Genomic DNA, 17476 nt, shown 5'->3' on the forward strand with positions numbered 1-17476 from the left:
GCGTTCTCCGCGGTTGAATAACTGTTTTCATGCTTTGTGGTGCCGATTTATTGGCATGATTATCTCCGTGGTTAGACTTCAATGCTTTTACGGCAAATAGCCCAGCGGATTGACCGGCGAACCGTTTTGGCGCACTTCAAAATGCAGGTGCGGTCCGGTCGAGTAACCGGTCGAACCGACGCGAGCGATTGGTTGTCCCTTGCGCACCCGCTGGCCCTCGCTGACTAATAGTTCCGAATTGTGCGCATACAGAGTAGAAATACCGCCGCCATGATCGATGATGACCGTTTTGCCATACCCGCCCATCCAGTCAGCATAGACGACAACGCCGCCGTCGGCCGCCGCTACCGGATCGCCGTAATCGGCGCCGATGTCGATGCCACTGTGGAACCGCGCGGTGCCGAAAATCGGGTGGGTACGCCAACCAAACGGCGAAGTGATCGGCCCGGACGCCGGCCAGAGCATCGCGCCCGTGCTCTCGGCGGCGCGGCCGCCGGTCTGCTTGCTGCGCAGCATTTCTTCAATGCGTTTCGACGTTGCCAAAAGTTCCTGATAAGCCCGTTCCGCCGTATCGCGTTCATTGACCGCGGCGCTTAGCACCGCCTCCCGTTCGGCCTTACGGGCTTCAATCGCCTGCTTTTTGGCGGCCGCCGCTTTTTTCAGTTCCAAAATCGCCGCCCTATCGCGTTCCAGCTCGGCTTTTTTCTGCAGTACCAGTTCCCGCTCGGCCTTGACTTGGGCAATGAGGGCCACGTCCTGGCTGATTACCCGTTTAAGGAGGTCCATACGGGTGGCAAAGTCCGCAAAATCATTGGCACCCAAGAGTACGTCCAGGTAACTTATCTGGCCGTTTTTATAAATGTCGCGGATCCGTTTGTTAAGGATCTGGCTGCGCTCGGCCAAATTCTTTTCCGCCTTGGCCAAAATGGCCTGGTTGAGTTCAATCTGCTGCTCGGTCGCGGCCAGTTGGGCCTGAATGGCGTTATACTCGCCCTGAACCGTATCCAGTTCACCCTGAATAAGCCGGAGCTGCTCGGATATGCTGTCCACCTGGCGTTGGGCCCGGGCGGCTTTGTTCTGCTGCACCTGCATCTGCCGCTGCACGTCCTGCAGCTCGAGCTCCATTTCATTGGCCAGCGCCGGCCCGACCGCAGCCAGCAACATAACGACCGCCACGACAACGGCCAGGCCGCGTCTGATTTTGTCCATTGTTCTCCCTCCCGAAACCATACAACGTCGCGTTCGCTTAGACCTTCATGAACCGCTTGAGCGAGATGGTGCTGCCCAGCGCCCCGATCGTCGTCCCTAACACCAGCAGGACAATACTGAGATTGGTCAGAAACGGCTGTTTGGGAATCAGGGGTAGAAAGGCTAGCGACTCATACACCTGCTGGGTAAGCACGGCATAGGTCTCATTGAGCAACACCACGGCGATGAGCGCCCCGCTGAAGCCCAAAATCATGCCTTCGATAAGAAAGGGCCAGCGGATAAACCAATCAGTGGCGCCCACATATTTCATAATCCCGATTTCCTTGCGCCGGGCAAAGACGGTGATGCGAATGGTGTTGGCAATGATAAACAGCGCCGCCAACGCCAGGAAAATAATAATTACCACCCCAAAAATCCGCACCATGCGGGTCAGGTGAAAGAGGCGGTCCACCACCTCCTGGCCAAAGCGGGCGTTTTCCACGCCTTTTATCTTTTCGACCGCTTGGGCCACTGGCTTGACGTTTTCGGGTTTGTCCACCTTGATTTCATACGAATTGGGCAGCGGGTTGGTATCGCCCAGGGCGCTCAGCAGCCCTTGCTGCTCGCCCAGCCGCTGCTTAAAGCGGGCCAGGGCTTCGTCCTTGCTGACAAAGGTAACCTGGGTCACGCCCGGCAGCTTGGTAATCTGCTCGCCGATCGCCCGCATTTGCTGGGCGGTAAGATTGTCTTGCAGGTATACCGAAATCTGCACCTGCGACTCCAAGGCCGATGCCATATGGTTAAGGTTAAGCACCATCACCAGGAACAGCCCGAGGATTAATAGCGACAACGCCACCGTGCTGACCGAGGCGATGCTCATGAGGCTGTTATGGCGGAGGGAGGAGATGGCTTCGCGGATAAAATACTCGAACGTCCTAATCTTCATAGCCGTAAACCCCCCTTGCCTGGTCCCGGACGATACGGCCTTTTTCGATGGCGATAACCCGTTTGCGCATAGCGTCCACCATAGGCTGGTCATGGGTGACCATGACGATGGTCGTACCGTCTTTATTGATGCGGTCAAAAATCTTCATGATTTCCCACGACGTGTCCGGGTCGAGGTTGCCGGTCGGCTCGTCGGCAATGACCACCAACGGTTTATTGACAATAGCGCGGGCGATGGCTACGCGCTGCTGCTCGCCGCCGCTCAAGTGGGCGGGATAGGCCCTGGCTTTGCTCCGCAGGCCGACGAGGTCGAGCACGGTATGTACTCGTTTTTGAATTTCCCGGCGCGGCGCCTCGATGACCTCCATAGCAAACGCTACGTTTTCATAGACCGTCTTATTAGGCAGCAGGCGAAAATCCTGAAAAACGATACCCAGGCTACGCCGCAGGTACGGCACCTCGGACGGCCGCATTTGGCCCACGTTCCAGCCGTTGACCACCAGGTGGCCGCTGGTCGGCAGTTCTTCGCGGAAGAGCAGTTTTATTAATGTAGATTTGCCGGCGCCGCTCGGCCCGACGATAAACACGAACTCACCTTTGTCAATATGCACGGAAATGTTGGAGAGGGCGACAGAACCGTTGCTGTAGATCTTGGAAACGTCGGTCATTTGGATCATATGTAACCACTCCCCTCTTATCAGTTAAAGACAACCTCATACCTCATACCTCATACCACTTTCCACTTTCCGCGATAAAACCCTAAAACTTGCCACAGTAGATTGCAGTTCGACGTTTTCTCAAAAAAACCTTCTTATTTTGCCTTTTGTAAACATTGGCAGCGCATTTAGCGCAGCGCGGCAACCAGCTGCCAGGTCATAAGCCCCAGGACGGTAAGCAGGCCAAAATACCACCACGCCACCGTCAGCCGCTGCCGCACGGTCATGGCATAATACTCCGGCCCGGTGTCATCTTCGGCGCCCAGCCACAGCCGGGCAAGCGAAAACAAAAAAACGACAAAGATAAAAAAATTGCTGGTTACGATCGCCAGCGCCCCGAGGGTAGCGCTTCCCGCCCACCATAAGTGCGGCGAGATGGCGGCGGCGATGCGCCCACCGTCCAGCGGTGCACAGGGGATGAGGTTAAACAGGTTGAGCAGGCTGGCCGTGTAGGCCAAGGCCAGCATCAGGGTGCTGTCGGTCCACAGATAAAGGATCAAGCACACGAGAGCGCTCAGCGTCCCCAGCGCCGGCCCGCCGATGGCGATATTGGCTTCCATCTTGGCGCTCTGCGGCGGTTTGTGCAGACTTATCACCGCGCCGACGAACGGCACGAACATGGGGCCGCCGGTTCGCAGCCCCACCACCCGCGAGGCAATGATATGGCCTAACTCATGGACAAGCAGCAAAATAATAAACCCCACCGCAAATTTCAGGCCGAAAACATAGGCGTACACGGCCAGCGACATCAATATGGAAACGGCCATGGCCGCGGCCGGCCCCAGACTCGTCATGGCCACCAGGCCGGCCGCACACACACAGAACCTTCGGATAACTTTGCTACCTAGCATAATGACGGGCCATAATTTTATGTCAACCCCCTCCTTCCCAACTGAAGCCTTTTTAACAGAACCGCAAAGGCCGCTAAGATATTCATGCCGATTAATCGGCACCACAAATAATGAAAAACTATTTTTAACCGCAGAGGACACAGAGACGCGCTTTCATCGCGTTAGGTAAAAAAATATCAGCCTCCGTGTCCTCCGTGGTTCCTAATATTCTGGCTTTCCTCAAAACAAAAAACGACTCACTACATGTGTATGCATGCAGGAGTCGCCAATTTCCACTTTCCCTGTCTATTTGCGTTTGCGGCTGACAACCCGCTTGGCCGCCTGCACAATGTCGGCCACCGTCAGGTTGTACTTGGCCAGCAGCGCATCCGGCGTACCGGATTCGCCGAAAACGTCGAGCAGCCCTACCCGTTCCATGGGCACAGGACAAGTCTCAACCACCACTTCGGCCACGGCGCTGCCCAAACCGCCGATGATGCTATGTTCCTCGCACGTCACAATGGCCCCGGTCTCTTCGGCCGCCTGGATGATAGCCTCGCGGTCGATGGGCTTCACCGTCGCCATATTGAGCACCCGAGCGCTTAAACCTACCTGGGTGAGTTCGTCCGCCGCCCGCCGCGCCGGGCCGACCATGACGCCGTTGGCAATGATCGTACAGTCGGCGCCTTCGGCTAGTAAACTCGCCTTGCCGTGACGGAACTCGTAGCCTTCGCCGAACACGTCCGGAACCGGCGCCCGGCCCAAGCGCAGGTATACCGGCCCCTTGTAACTCGCGGCAAACAGCACCGCCTGGTGGGTTTCGGTAGCGTCGGCCGGCACAATAACCGTCATATTCGGCAGGGCCCGCATGAGGGCGATGTCCTCATTGGCCTGATGGGTGGCGCCGTCCTCGCCCACCGTGATCCCAGCATGGGTGGCGGCAATCTTGACATTCAGCCGCGGATAGCAGATGGACGTACGCACCTGCTCAAAGGCCCGCCCGGTGGCAAACACGGCAAAGGTGGAGACAAAAGGGATTTTCCCGGCCGCCGCCAGGCCCGCCGCCACGCCCATCATGTTCTGTTCCGCGATGCCACAGTTGAAAAACCGCTCCGGATAGGCCTTGGCGAATAGGTTGGTCTTGGTGGACTTGGACAAATCGGCGTCGAGAACGACAATATCCTGATAGCGACCGCCCAGTTCCCTGAGCGCCTCGCCGTATGCATCGCGCGTTGCTTTTGCCATGGCACACACCTCTCCTATTTTTCCAGCTCAGCAAGAAAAGCGTCGCATTCTTGGCGCGACGGCGCCTTGCCGTGCCAGTCAACCACATTCTCCATACTGCCCACGCCCTTGCCCTTGACGGTATGGGCCACGATCACCGTCGGCCGACCCTTGACCGTTTTCGCCGTCTGGATGGCGTCATAAATGGCATGGTAGTCGTGGCCGTCAATCTCCAGTACATTCCAGCCAAAGGCGCGCCACTTGTCGGGAATGGGCAGGGGCGACATAACTTCCCGCACCGGCCCGTCAATCTGCAAGCCGTTATAATCAACAAAAGCAGTAAGATTATCCAACTTGTGATGGGCGGCAAACATCGCCGCCTCCCACACCTGGCCTTCTTCCAGTTCACCGTCGCCCAACAGGACATAGACGCGGTACGGGCGGCCATCCAGGCGGCCGGCCAACGCCATGCCGCAGGCAGCACTAATGCCCTGGCCAAGTGATCCGGTCGTCATGTCCACCCCGGGCGTCATTTTCATGTCCGGATGGCCTTGCAGGCGACTGTCGATCTGGCGCAGGGTGCACAGCTCCTGTTGGGAGAAAAAGCCCCGCTCGGCCAGTGTTGCATACAGCACCGGCGCCGCATGGCCCTTGCTGAGGACAAAGCGGTCGCGCTCCGGGTCGTCCGGCCGGTGCGGATCCACCTTCATCTCTGCGAAATACAACGTTGCCAGAATATCGGCGGCCGACAGCGAACCGCCCGGATGGCCCGATTTCGCCGCCGTAACCATGGTAAGAATATGGCGCCGAATGGCTTTCGCCCGGCGGGCCAATTCCGCCGCCTGCTCGGCCGTCAAAGTAGCTGCCATGGAGAACCCTCCTCAATCAAAATTTGCCGCGCGTGAAACCTTCGCCCAGCACCTCATGGGCGTCCACGAGAATGACAAAGGCGCGCGGATCAATACCATAAACAAGTTCCTTAATCCGGGTTACTTCACTGGTATGGACAACGCACAGCAGCACTTCCCGGCAGGTGCCACTGTAGGCTCCTCGGCCCTGCACAAAAGTAACGCCCCGCCCGACATCCTCCATGATGGTCTTGGCCACCACTGCGGGTCTGGCGGTGATAATAATAAACGCTTTTGCCGAGCTTGGGCCTTCCTGAATAAGGTCAATAATCTTACTGGTAACATAGAGGGAAATCAGCGCATATAACGATAGTTCGGCGCTGGCAAAGGCGACGCCGGCCGAAGCAATGACGAAGAAATCAATCGCTAAGAGCGACTGACCGATGCTGACGCCCAGCAGTTTATTGACGATGGCCGCCGCCAGATCGGTGCCGGCCGTCGTACCCTTAAACCGAAAGACAATGCCCATGCCGATGCCGGACAACACGCCGCCGTACAGTGCGCTGAGCAAGAGGTCGTGGGTCAGCACCGGCGTATAAGGAGCGAGGACATCGATGGCGACCGACAAGGCCGCCGCGCCAAACAGCGTGTTGATGCCGAAATGGGCCCCCAGAACCTTGACACTGGCCACAAACAACGGAATGTTCAGCGCCAACATGGTCATGCCCACCGGCAGGCCGAAGAGGTAGTGGAGGACGGTGGCCAGGCCGCTGACACCGCCGGCGGCCACTTTGTTAGGGATTAAAAACATATTAAGCGCCAAGGCGGTTAGCACTGCCCCGAGCGTAATCCCCAGATAGTTCCTGAGCCACTTTAGCCGCATCGGCTATTCACCCCGTTTGCGCGCAATGAGTTCCAGGGCCAATTCCGCGTTCCAGAATGCCTTGCGGCGCAAGGCATTGATGCGGTCGCGCCGCATCTCGCCGGACCGGCCGGCGTCCGGCCACAAGGCCCGCACTTTCGCCAGCAGGCTCTCGACCGTGACATTTTGCAGCGTGCCGGCATGGCGTTCGCCCAATGTTTCCAGAAAGCGGTCAATCTTTGGATCATAAGAGACGCCGACCATGGGCACTTCCATTACGGCGGCAAAAATGAGCGCATGCAGCCTGATGCCTATAAGTATATCCAAATTGCCCACCAATGATAACAGTTCCCCGGTCGTATACTCCTCGTCCAGCAGTGTCGCCGGACGGCGCATGCGGGCGACGATTTTCCCGGCCGCAGCCACATCGTCTGGCCACTGCATGGGGATAAACACCAACCGGGCCCCAAACTCATCGGCCATATAGTCAGCAGCCTGGGCAATCACCTGCTTATAGTAGCACCAGTCCTTCCACTCCCGCACGGAAAAACCGATAAGCGGCGCCGCCCCCTCCAGGCCGTGGCGACGCAAGATAACCCGGCCGATCTCTTTGTCCACCTGGTGCATGGCCAGCACCGGATCGGCTGTCACAAAAATTGGCGGCCTGGTCACCGCCAGGCGCTGCAACTCTTCCCGGGAACCCTGATCCCTGACGGTGATAAGGTCCACCATATTGCCAATATAGCGCATGGCACCCCGGGCGAGCGCGCCCCGCACCGGCCCGATGCCCTGGGCGTACAGCATGACCGGCTTGCCTAGTTTCTTGGCCAACATCATGATACTGAGATAATAGTATAAACTGCGGTCGCTGGTCACATCCTGGAGCAGACTCCCGCCGCCGCTTATCAATAGGTCGCTCCGCTGTAGGGCGCGGATGATTTCAGGATAATTAAGGCGGTAAACGGCGTTCACGCCGTGGCGCCGCCGGGTATCGACAGGATTGCCGGAAATAACCGTAATCTTGACCGTTGGCTCCAGGTCGGTCAAAGCCTCGATCATGGCTGCCAGCATGGCCTCGTCGCCGGCGTTGGCGAAGCCGTAGTAGCCGGAAATAACTATTTCACTCATTTGGCAACCGGTCTCCTTGCCAGCGCGCTAAGCAGGCAGCGAAGAAGATAAATGCCTGCCACGGCCAGGACGCCGAACACAATGCCGACGGCCAGGCCGTCAAGGCCGCGCACTAGCGACATGAACACCGGCGTGCGCAGATGGGCGAACGTCTCGACCAGCGAACCCTGGGCGATGGTCGCCGCCACGACCAGGACATAGTGCAGCACCCGTGGCCAGTTGTGGTAAAGAGCCATGACGGCCAGGAAAAAGGCGGGGTGGCCAATCATAAATTCTTTCTCCCGTGGCCGCGCATACATGACTTGTTCCAGGAAGGTGCGCAGCTTGATTTCAATGGCCGGCACCGGCACACCGGCCGTATGGCCTGACCGGCCGACAAACACCCACAATACTACGGCCGCTATGCCGAAGACCAACAAGGTTTTAATCTTCACCGGGCAATTCAGTAGCAGCGTCACTTGCCGCCACAGATCGCGCAATCCCCGCACCTCGCTGCCGCCAAACAGGTCGTAGCGGGTAAGGTAAACAACAGTGATAAGGACAAGAGGAGCCACAAAGGTGAGCTTGACGCCGCGGTAAATCTCCATTTCCAGCAAAAAGCGCACATCGCCCAGCAGGGCGCCGACATAAAACCCGCCGGTCAGAGCCAAGAGCACCGTCAGCGTCAGGCTGGCCGCGCCGTCGCCGATAATGCGTCCGAGCGACGCGGGAAGCGTGGGCGGCCGGCGGCGCCACCGGTCAAGCTGCCAGGTCATGGCCAGCACGGGCATAAGGATGGCGCTGGCCAAAGCCGCCGCCTGGCGCGTGAGCGTACCGCCGCCCTTGAGCAGGGGAACGACCAGCACGGCAGCAATAAACGCCAACAATATGTATTGATAGCGGGGGGCAAAAGGATAAACAAGGGTCAAAAACAATACCCCGGCCGCTGTGGCGCCGATCACAACAAGGGCCAGCAGCCAGGCAGCGGGAAAATAAGGCGCAAACGTGCCGGCCGGCCCGATGGTAAAGCCCTTGGCCACCAGGCCCTGTTTCACGGCGGCGACATAGGCCAAGTTGGTTTCGATGACCGTCTGGCCAGGCTCGGCTTTATCATATTTACGCAGCAGGTTGATGCGGATATTGCGTTCCTGGTCGGTAACCACCCAGCGGTGCGCCGCCTCAAGCACCTTGAGCTTGGGCTGCTCGTCCTTAGGGATAACGTAGACGCGCGCCGCCTGGTAATTAAGGAGCGTGGCCAGCGGCAGCAGCCCCTCCTGGCGGACAAACCCCAGCTGCAGGGGGTGTTCAATCATGGCCAGCGTAAGACCCTGCTCCTTCATGCGCTGGGCCGTGAGCGCTAGCAGGTCAGGATAGCCCAGCACTTCTTCCCCGACAAACATAATACCGGTCACATTGGGAATGCCCTGCAGGCGGGCAAAGACGGCCTCTACGTCCTCCGGCCGCACCTTGGTATAGTTGGTGGGCCGAGCGATGACGTTGAAGCCGTAGCCGCTGGCCGCCTTGAGCTCATGGGTCGGCAGGCCGAGGTTCCATTTCATAACCTTCTCCGGGTTGGCCAGCACTTCCAGCACCTTGCGCCGGGGTGTAGCGTCCTTCAGAATCACCCGCTCCGGCCCCAGCCGGCGGATCAAATCAGACCACGTCTCTTCAAAAACCGGCCCGTCGCCAAGCACATACAGCGCCTCTGTATTAATATTGCTGCCGCCAAGCACGGAGTCGACAGCATAACCGGCCCGCTGCGCGTCGGCCAGCTGCGCACCGGATAAAGCGGTCAGGCGGCCGCTCTTGGCAAGTTTCTCCAGCGTCGTTTCATAGACGGCCAGCGTAGTAACGCCGGCCTCCTTAAACTGCCGCATGAGAACGTCCAGCGGCACCCCTTCCGTCTGGGAAAGCTCCACGATATCTTCATAATCCATGACCATCTCGACGCGACTGTTGGCCTGTTCTACGCCGTGGCGCTGCCAGTTCACGATGAGCGCCGCAGCCAGGCCAATGACAATCAGAACCAGCAAGACTGGATTGTAGCGATATGTTGCCAAAACTCTCTCTCCACCTTACATAATGGCATTGTCGCAGGCGCTACCGCGGCCGGTTGTCGGCGCTGATGGTCACTTGTCCGTTTTCCATCACAATGTCGCGCACGATTACGCCAAAGGGCAATTTTTTCAAATCAAGGAGCGGGATTTCGGCCAGCACCGACCCGCTGGTCCCGCCAACCGGCATATTGTTGAGGAAAAACCGCTCGGTGACAAACTTAATACGCTGGCCGTCAGACGCCACCTTCCCCTCCAGCGCAATAACCATACTGGCCAAACCGCCCAGCGAGTAAGTGGTAGTGACCTGCATTTTCCCCGGCGTGATTACTACGGCCGCATTACGCACGCCTTTGACCGTCTGATTTAAATAGCGGGCCAACTCATCCTGGGTTATCGTACCTGTCAGCTCCACATCACGCACGCGCTCAATGGCGGCCTGGCGAGCCCACAGTTTGTCCCGGTCCAGCTGCACGTCAGTCAGCATGGCCCGCAGTTCCCGAAAGGTTAATTTGTCAATTTTGGCATCCAAGGCGGTGACCGTGATTTTGTCAAACGCGCCGCCCAGCATCAAGAGGGCCGGCCGTTTCTGCACCGCGGCCGTCACCTGATTGCTGCCAGTAGCCGCGCGCATTCCCTGGGCTACCGCATCGCCGACCAAACGGGGCAGAACCGTCTCGGCGGCGGCAAAGACCACCACCAGCAGCAGAAACAAAATGGATAACAGGCGTTTCATAGGTCTACGCCTCCCCAGGCTATAAACTACTCCTTCTTGCCGCCGCGCAGGTAGGCTTCGATAAAGAGGTCGATTTCGCCGTCCATCACGGCCTGCACATTACCCGTTTCGGCATTAGTCCGGTGGTCTTTGACCAGGTTATAGGGGTGGAAAACATAGGAACGGATTTGGCTGCCCCATTCGATGGCCTGATAGTCGCCGGCCAGCTCGGACTTTTTCTGTTCCCGCTTTTGCCGTTCCAGCTCAAACAGCTTGGCCCGTAAGAGCCGCATGGCCTGTTCGCGGTTTTGGATCTGCGACCGCTCACTCTGGCACTGGACGACAATGCCAGTGGGCAAGTGGGTGATCCGCACCGCCGATTCGGTCTTGTTGACATGCTGGCCGCCGGCGCCGCCGGAACGGAAGGTATCGATCTTAAGATCGGCGGGATTAATTACGATTTCCGTATTGTCATCGATTTCCGGCATGACATCGACCGCCGCGAAGGACGTATGGCGGCGGCCGGAAGCGTCGAACGGCGAAATGCGGACCAAGCGGTGAACACCTTTTTCCGCCTTGAGATAACCGTAAGCGTTGCGGCCGGCGACGGTGATGGTGGCGCTTTTGATGCCCGCCTCCTCACCGGCCAGCGCATCCAAGAGTTCCACCTTGTAGCCGCGCTTTTCCGCCCAGCGCATATACATCCTGAGCAGCATCTGGGCCCAGTCCTGGGCTTCCGTGCCCCCGGCCCCAGCATGGAGGGTAAGGATGGCATTATTAGCATCATACTCGCCGGTCAGGAGAACGGTAAGCTCCAGCTGCTCCAGGTCTTTCGCCAGCGCGCGCAGTTCGGCGGCCACCTCGTCATAAACGCTGTCGTCCCCTTCATCCATGCCAAGCTGCCACAAGGCGGCCACATCGCTGTGGCGGCTGCGCAGCTGTTGGTATTGGCTGATGCTGTCCTTGAGGGCTGTCACTTCCTGCGCGATTTTTTGCGCCTCCGCCGGATCATCCCAGAAGTCGGGAGCGCTCATTTTATGTTCCAAAAGGGCAATTCTCTCCTCTTTGCCAGCGACGTCAAAAGAGAAACCCTCACTTCGTCCAATTTTTGCCCTAAGAATTCGATTTCTTTCTCCAGTTCTTCCAGTAACAAAACAATACTCCTCTCACTCTTTATTTACCTGCCCCCGCAGCACTTCTTATATTTCTTGCCTGACCCGCAGGGGCAAGGGTCATTGCGGCCGATATGGTTTTTGTTGACCACCGGGGTATGGCTGGCCGCCTGCTCGTCCTCGCCGTGGCTGGTGTGGGCGTGCTGGAGGTGGTCTTCAGGCTGGCTGACAATATTGACGTGGTAAATAAACTTGACGATGTCCTGCTGGATGTTGTCAATCATCTGCTGGAACATGTCGTAGGCCTCAATCTTGTATTCGATGAGCGGGTTCTTCTGGCCGTAGGCGCGCAGACCAATGCCCTCGCGCAGCATATCCATGGCATCAAGGTGGTCCATCCACTTGGCGTCGACCACCTTGAGCATAACCACCTTTTCCAGCTCTCGCATCGTTTCGGCGCCAAAGAGCCGTTCGCGCGCATCATAGGCCTCGGTCGCCACCTTAACGAGCTCTTCCCGCAGCTCGTCGCGGCTCAGCCTGGCCAGCTCTTCTTTGGTCAGCCGACCGGCCGGCGCAAAATACCCTTCACAGTATTCGATGAGAGCATCGTAATCCCATTCTTCGGGGTAGACTTTTTCGTTGGCGTACAGCTCCATGCCGCGGTCGATGATTTTTTCGATCATGGGGAAGATATGCTCCCGCAAGTTCTCGCCCATCAAAATCTTGCGCCGCTGGCTGTAGATGACTTCCCGCTGCTGGTTCATAACATCGTCGTACTCGAGGACATACTTGCGGATTTCGAAGTTGCGGGCCTCCACCTTCTTCTGGGCCTGCTCGATCGAGCGGGTGATGAGAGGATGTTCAATGGGCTCATCTTCCTCCATGCCCAGTTTATCCATGATCGTGGCGATGTTGTCCGACCCGAACAGACGCATAAGATCGTCCTCCAGCGACAGATAGAACCGCGATGAACCAGGGTCGCCCTGCCGGCCGGCCCGGCCGCGCAGCTGGTTGTCGATGCGGCGGCTCTCATGCCGCTCAGTACCGATGATATGCAGGCCGCCGAGCTCGGCCACGCCTTCGCCCAACACTATGTCGGTACCGCGGCCGGCCATGTTGGTGGCGATGGTGACAGCGCCGCGCTGACCGGCTTGGGCCACGATCTGGGCTTCCAGCTCATGGTATTTGGCATTGAGAACGTTATGCGGGATACCTTCCCGTTTCAGCATGGCGCTCAGTTCTTCTGACTGGGCGATCGAGGTGGTGCCGACCAGGACAGGCTGGCCCTTGCGGTGCCGCTCGATAATCTCCCGGACTACGGCCTTGTACTTGGCCCGCTTGGTCTTATAGATGACGTCCGGGAGGTCCTCACGGATAACCGGCTTATTCGTCGGGATGACGACAACGTCCAGGCCGTAGATCTTGCGGAACTCTTCCTCCTCCGTCTTCGCCGTGCCGGTCATGCCGGCCAGCTTGCGATACATCCGGAAATAATTCTGGAAGGTGATGGACGCCAGCGTCTGGCTTTCCCGCTCGATCTTCACGCCTTCCTTGGCCTCAATGGCCTGATGGAGACCGTCGGAGTAGCGGCGGCCAAACATCAGCCGGCCGGTGAACTCGTCGACAATGATGACCTGGCCGTCTTTCACCACATAGTCGCGGTCGCGCTTCATCAGAGCATGAGCCCGCAGAGCCTGGTTGAAATGATGGGAGAGCTGCATATTGTCGCTCTCATAGAGGTTTTTCACGCCCAGCGCTTTTTCCACTTTGGCAATGCCACTCTCAGTCGGGGCCACGGTACGGGCCTTTTCATCCACCGTATAGTCTTCGCCTTCTTTGAGCTTGGGCACGATCCGGGCCAAGACATAATACAAGTCGGTGGACTTTTCCCCCGGCCCGGAAATAATCAGCGGCGTCCGCGCCTCGTCAATGAGGATGCTGTCCACCTCGTCGACGATGGCGTAGTTAAGCTCCCGCTGCACCATCTGCTCGGGATAAATGACCATGTTGTCCCGCAGGTAATCGAAGCCAAACTCGTTGTTGGTGCCATAGGTCACATCGGCGCTATAGGCCAGCTTGCGGTCGGCGTAGTCCAGCCCGTGGACAATAAGCCCCACGGACAGGCCCAGGAAACGATACACTTTGCCCATCCACTCGCTGTCCCGCCGGGCCAGATAATCGTTGACAGTAACAACATGGACGCCCTTGCCGGTAAGAGCATTTAAATACACCGGCAGCGTCGCCACCAACGTCTTGCCTTCACCGGTGCGCATTTCGGCGATTTTCCCCTCGTGCAGGGCAATGCCGCCGAGGAGCTGCACGTCAAAGTGCCGCATGCCGAGCACCCGGCGCGACGCTTCCCGCACCACGGCAAACGCCTCGGGCAGCAGGTCCTCCAGCGTCGCGCCCTTTTCCAGCCGCCGCTTAAATTCCCCGGTTTTGGCAGTCAGGGAGGCGTCGCTCATATTGATAAAGTCCTGTTCCAGCGCGTTGATTTTATCCACATATTTCATCATACGCTTGAGTTCGCGTTCATTGTCGTCGCCAAACAGTTTCTTGAGAAACCCTAGCACGCTATCACTCCCTAGAATTAATGCCTATTATAAAATTTTACCAGAAGGAGGCAAATAAGTCAAAAATTCGGCGCAGAGCCGAAAAACCCTTTTCCCGTGTAGTATTTACCAACCGGGGAGTTTATATTGAACATGTAAAGAACCACAGAGAGCGCGGAGAAAAAATTTTTGTTATTTGTTAGCGCGATGAATATCGCGCCTCTGTGTTCTCCGTGGTTAAAAATAATTTTTTATTATTTGTGGCGCCATTTATTGGCATGATTATCTCCGCGGTTAAAATAATGTTTAAATTTTTTATTGGCGGGAAAGAATATAGGTGAATGTACTTTTTCCGGAGGAACCAGCATGAACACCATCGACATCGTCGGGCAGATTGCCGACATGAAAACCGTCGATTACCGCAATACCCTGGCCATCTCGGTTCTCATCGAGCTCTTGGTGGAAAAAGGCCTGTTCACCCGCCAGGAATTCGCGGCCAAGGCCGCCGAGCTGGAACAAGCCTCGCTGGCCGAAATTATCCTTAAGCGGCGCCTGCGCTAAGGCAAAAATCCCGGTGAGCAAGAGCTCACCGGGATTTTTGCGTGTTAAAACTCAGGCTCAATCAAGCCATAGTTGCCATCTTTGCGACGATAGATGACATTGACCTGTTCCGTTTCGGCGTTCATAAACACATAGAAGTCGTGGTTGATGAGGTTCATCTGCATGATGGCCTCTTCCACATCCATCGGCTTGACCGGGAACCGCTTGGTTTTGACCACCCGGAAATCTTCGCTTTCCCCGCCATTACCGGCGACAAGGTCGGTCTTGAAGGTTCCGGCCCGCAGTTTACGAGCAATTTTGGTCTTATATTTTTCTATCTGTTTTTCCAGCTTTTCGATTACCAGGTCGATTGAGGCGTACATATCGGTGGTGGCTTCCTCGCCCCGCAACAGCATGCCGTTGACCGGCACCGTCACCTCCACGATATGGCGGCCTTTTTCCACGGTGAGGATTACAGTAATTTCGCCGAGAGCATCAAAATACTTCGTGATTTTGCCAACCCGCTTCGCCACATAGTCTTTGAGCGCCGGTGTAACGTCGATATTCTTGCCTCGAACGATAATTGCCATATTACCCCATCCCCTTTCGAGAGTTCTATTTAGTATTATTCCCCATGAAATTAAAAATTCCTGTCAAAAAATTCATTTAAAATTGTAAATAGTTGTCGAATTTTGCGCTTTTTAATAAAACCGCCAAAGACGCAAAGAACGCAAAGGGCTACGCGCGCGACAGTAGTCGCGCATGAATTATATTATAGAACCACAGAGGACGCGGAGGGTATTTTTACTTTAGCGCAATGAAATCGCGCTCTCCGCGGTTGAATAACTATTTTCATGCTTTGTGGTGCCGATTTATCGGCATGATCATCTCTATGGTTAAAATAGTTTACCCTAAACATAAAAACCCGGCAGTTACGCCGGGTTGGTTAACTTTTTACTAGTTTTACTACGTTAGCAGCCTGCGGTCCACGCGTGCCTTCCACGATGTCGAACTCCACCGTTTGCCCTTCAGTCAGCGATTTGAAGCCCTGCTCCTGAATGGCCGAGAAGTGAACGAAAACGTCGCCGCCGTCTTCCCGCTCGATGAAACCATAGCCTTTCTCCGCGTTGAACCATTTTACTTTACCGATCATGAAAATTCCTCCTAAAAACATGTTGCTACAGGCCACTAACAATGACCACTATCCCACTATACCACACCTGGAAAGACATGTCAACGCACAAAGGTTACAGAATCTTGGAAAGGAAGCTGCGGGTCCGTTCCTCTTTGGCATTGGTAAAAAGCTCTTCCGGGGTGCCTTCCTCGATAATACGGCCTTCGTCCATGAAAATAACCCGGTCGCCCACCTCGCGGGCAAAGCCCATCTCATGGGTCACCACCACCATAGTCATCCCTTCGTTGGCCAGCGTCTTCATAACATCCAGCACCTCTTTAATCATTTCCGGGTCGAGGGCAGACGTCGGCTCGTCGAACAACATGACCTTGGGCCGCATCGCCAGGGCGCGGGCAATAGCCACCCGCTGCTGCTGACCGCCGGACAGCTGCTCGGGATAGGCGTGGGCCTTGTCCGACAGCCCGACTTTGGCCAAGAGATCCATGGCGATTTTTTCCGCCTCTGCCCTCGGCATTTTCCGCACGACGGTGGGAGCGAGCGTGATGTTGTCCAGCACCGTCATATGGGGGAACAGATTGAAACGCTGGAACACCATCCCCACTTCTTCCCGCACCTTGTTGATATTAACCTCGCTGTTAAGAGGAATGCCGTCGACGATAATTTCGCCTTCGGTGGGCTGTTCGAGATAGTTGATGCAACGCAGCAACGTGCTCTTGCCTGAGCCGCTGGGGCCGATGATTACGACCACTTCTTGCTCGTTCACATGGGCGTTGACTCCTTTGAGCACATGGAGGTTGCCGAACTTCTTATGAACATTTTTAATGCTTATCATCGATCTTGTACCTCCGCTCCAGATAATCTACCAGGCGAGAAATGGTCAGCGTCATGACGAGGTAGATGAAAGCGACGGTCAGCCAAATTTCAAACGAGCCGTACGTCCGGGCAATGATTAACTGGCCGCGGCGGGTAAGTTCCTCAAAGCCAATGACCGATACCAGCGACGAGTCCTTGAGCATAGCAATAAACTCATTGCCGAGCGGGGGAATGATGCGTTTAAACGCCTGGGGCAAAATTATGTAGCGCATGGTCTGGGCCCAGCTCATGCCCAGCGAGCGCCCTGCTTCCATTTGCCCTTTGTCGATCGACTGGATGCCCGCCCGGAAAATCTCGGCCACATAAGCGCCGCTATTGATGCCGCAAGCGGTGATGGCGGCGATAAACGGGTCAATCCGCTGGCCGATGACAATGGGAATGGCAAAATAAATGATAAAGATCTGCACCAAAAGCGGCGTACCGCGCAAAAAATCCACATAGACGGTGGCGGCCGCCCGCAACAGCCAGATGTTCGAAAGGCGGGCCATACCGACAAACATGCCGATCAACAAGCCGATGCCGACGCTGATGGCCGTAATCTGGACGGTAATGCCGGCACCCGCCAAAAGCAGCGGGAACGAGCGGACAACTAAATCAAAATCAAAATTCATTTTCCCTCACCTTTATCTCAACCAGACTATTTATGCATATGAATGTATATTCTTGCACATAAAGATTATATGCCCCACCCCTTATGCTGTCAAATGAATTTTTCTGCTTAAAAAAACGTAAAAAACCACAAAGTACGCTAAGGCCGCAAACGGTTACGGTATTA

The 17476-nt window shown here is 56.5% G+C and carries 17 protein-coding genes; 1 reads left to right on the plus strand and 16 read right to left on the minus strand.

Annotated elements, in window-relative coordinates:
• Window positions 1-87: 87 nt before the first annotated feature.
• The 12 genes from TCARDRAFT_RS11435 to secA all read right to left on the minus strand — a co-directional run bounded on the left by TCARDRAFT_RS11435 (window position 88) and on the right by secA (window position 14174).
• Window positions 88-1209 (minus strand): murein hydrolase activator EnvC family protein, encoded by a 1122-nt coding sequence (locus tag TCARDRAFT_RS11435; RefSeq protein WP_007290153.1) that lies wholly within the window; start codon window positions 1207-1209, stop codon window positions 88-90.
• Between the two features lie 37 nt (window positions 1210-1246).
• Window positions 1247-2134 carry a permease-like cell division protein FtsX gene (gene ftsX, locus TCARDRAFT_RS11440; RefSeq protein WP_007290154.1) on the minus strand — a complete coding sequence of 296 codons (888 nt, stop codon included), beginning with the start codon at window positions 2132-2134 and terminating at the stop codon, window positions 1247-1249.
• Window positions 2124-2810, minus strand: a complete 687-nt coding sequence (ftsE, locus tag TCARDRAFT_RS11445) for a cell division ATP-binding protein FtsE (RefSeq protein ID WP_007290155.1) — start codon at window positions 2808-2810, stop codon at window positions 2124-2126. The genes ftsX and ftsE overlap by 11 nt, the downstream gene beginning before the upstream one ends.
• A gap of 167 nt (window positions 2811-2977) precedes the next feature.
• On the minus strand, window positions 2978-3667 hold the full coding sequence (locus TCARDRAFT_RS11450; RefSeq protein WP_007290156.1) for a site-2 protease family protein: 690 nt from the start codon (window positions 3665-3667) through the stop codon (window positions 2978-2980).
• A gap of 318 nt (window positions 3668-3985) precedes the next feature.
• Window positions 3986-4924 carry a transketolase family protein gene (locus TCARDRAFT_RS11455; protein WP_007290157.1) on the minus strand — a complete coding sequence of 313 codons (939 nt, stop codon included), beginning with the start codon at window positions 4922-4924 and terminating at the stop codon, window positions 3986-3988.
• A gap of 14 nt (window positions 4925-4938) precedes the next feature.
• Window positions 4939-5772, minus strand: a complete 834-nt coding sequence (locus TCARDRAFT_RS11460) for a transketolase (protein WP_007290158.1) — start codon at window positions 5770-5772, stop codon at window positions 4939-4941.
• A 16-nt stretch (window positions 5773-5788) separates the two neighbouring features.
• A complete protein-coding gene (locus TCARDRAFT_RS11465; RefSeq protein ID WP_007290159.1) occupies window positions 5789-6634 on the minus strand; it encodes a YitT family protein in 846 nt (281 codons plus the stop codon).
• Window positions 6635-6637: 3 nt separating this feature from the next.
• Window positions 6638-7741: a polysaccharide pyruvyl transferase CsaB gene (csaB, locus tag TCARDRAFT_RS11470; RefSeq protein WP_007290160.1), complete on the minus strand. Its 1104-nt coding sequence runs from the start codon at window positions 7739-7741 to the stop codon at window positions 6638-6640.
• On the minus strand, window positions 7738-9780 hold the full coding sequence (locus TCARDRAFT_RS11475) for a DUF5693 family protein (protein WP_007290161.1): 2043 nt from the start codon (window positions 9778-9780) through the stop codon (window positions 7738-7740). The genes csaB and TCARDRAFT_RS11475 overlap by 4 nt, the downstream gene beginning before the upstream one ends.
• Before the next feature lie 40 nt (window positions 9781-9820).
• On the minus strand, window positions 9821-10510 hold the full coding sequence (locus tag TCARDRAFT_RS11480; RefSeq protein ID WP_007290162.1) for an LmeA family phospholipid-binding protein: 690 nt from the start codon (window positions 10508-10510) through the stop codon (window positions 9821-9823).
• Window positions 10511-10536: 26 nt separating this feature from the next.
• Window positions 10537-11642 (minus strand): peptide chain release factor 2 gene (prfB, locus tag TCARDRAFT_RS11485; RefSeq protein ID WP_156784692.1). Its coding sequence is split into 2 segments (ribosomal slippage): window positions 10537-11568 and window positions 11571-11642, totalling 1104 coding nucleotides; the frame shifts between segments, so codons are not numbered across the junction.
• 24 nt (window positions 11643-11666) lie between these two features.
• A complete protein-coding gene (gene secA / locus TCARDRAFT_RS11490) occupies window positions 11667-14174 on the minus strand; it encodes a preprotein translocase subunit SecA (RefSeq protein WP_007290164.1) in 2508 nt (835 codons plus the stop codon).
• Window positions 14175-14519: 345 nt separating this feature from the next.
• Between secA and TCARDRAFT_RS11495 the strand changes: the two genes are divergently transcribed.
• A complete protein-coding gene (locus tag TCARDRAFT_RS11495) occupies window positions 14520-14714 on the plus strand; it encodes a hypothetical protein (protein ID WP_007290165.1) in 195 nt (64 codons plus the stop codon).
• Window positions 14715-14758: 44 nt separating this feature from the next.
• On the opposite strand, the gene hpf is transcribed toward TCARDRAFT_RS11495, so the two are convergent.
• The 4 genes from hpf to TCARDRAFT_RS11515 form a co-directional block, all read right to left on the minus strand.
• Window positions 14759-15283: a ribosome hibernation-promoting factor, HPF/YfiA family gene (gene hpf / locus TCARDRAFT_RS11500; RefSeq protein WP_007290166.1), complete on the minus strand. Its 525-nt coding sequence runs from the start codon at window positions 15281-15283 to the stop codon at window positions 14759-14761.
• Window positions 15284-15639: 356 nt separating this feature from the next.
• Window positions 15640-15846 carry a cold shock domain-containing protein gene (locus TCARDRAFT_RS11505; RefSeq protein WP_007290167.1) on the minus strand — a complete coding sequence of 69 codons (207 nt, stop codon included), beginning with the start codon at window positions 15844-15846 and terminating at the stop codon, window positions 15640-15642.
• Window positions 15847-15940: 94 nt separating this feature from the next.
• Complete coding sequence (locus TCARDRAFT_RS11510; protein ID WP_007290168.1) at window positions 15941-16660, minus strand: amino acid ABC transporter ATP-binding protein; 720 nt, start codon at window positions 16658-16660, stop codon at window positions 15941-15943.
• Entirely contained in the window at window positions 16647-17312 is a 666-nt protein-coding gene (locus TCARDRAFT_RS11515; RefSeq protein WP_007290169.1) for an amino acid ABC transporter permease, read from the minus strand. Before TCARDRAFT_RS11515 ends, TCARDRAFT_RS11510 begins: the two co-directional genes overlap by 14 nt.
• Window positions 17313-17476: the final 164 nt, after the last annotated feature.

Source organism: Thermosinus carboxydivorans Nor1, from assembly GCF_000169155.1.
GTDB classification, from domain to species: domain Bacteria; phylum Bacillota; class Negativicutes; order Sporomusales; family Thermosinaceae; genus Thermosinus; species Thermosinus carboxydivorans.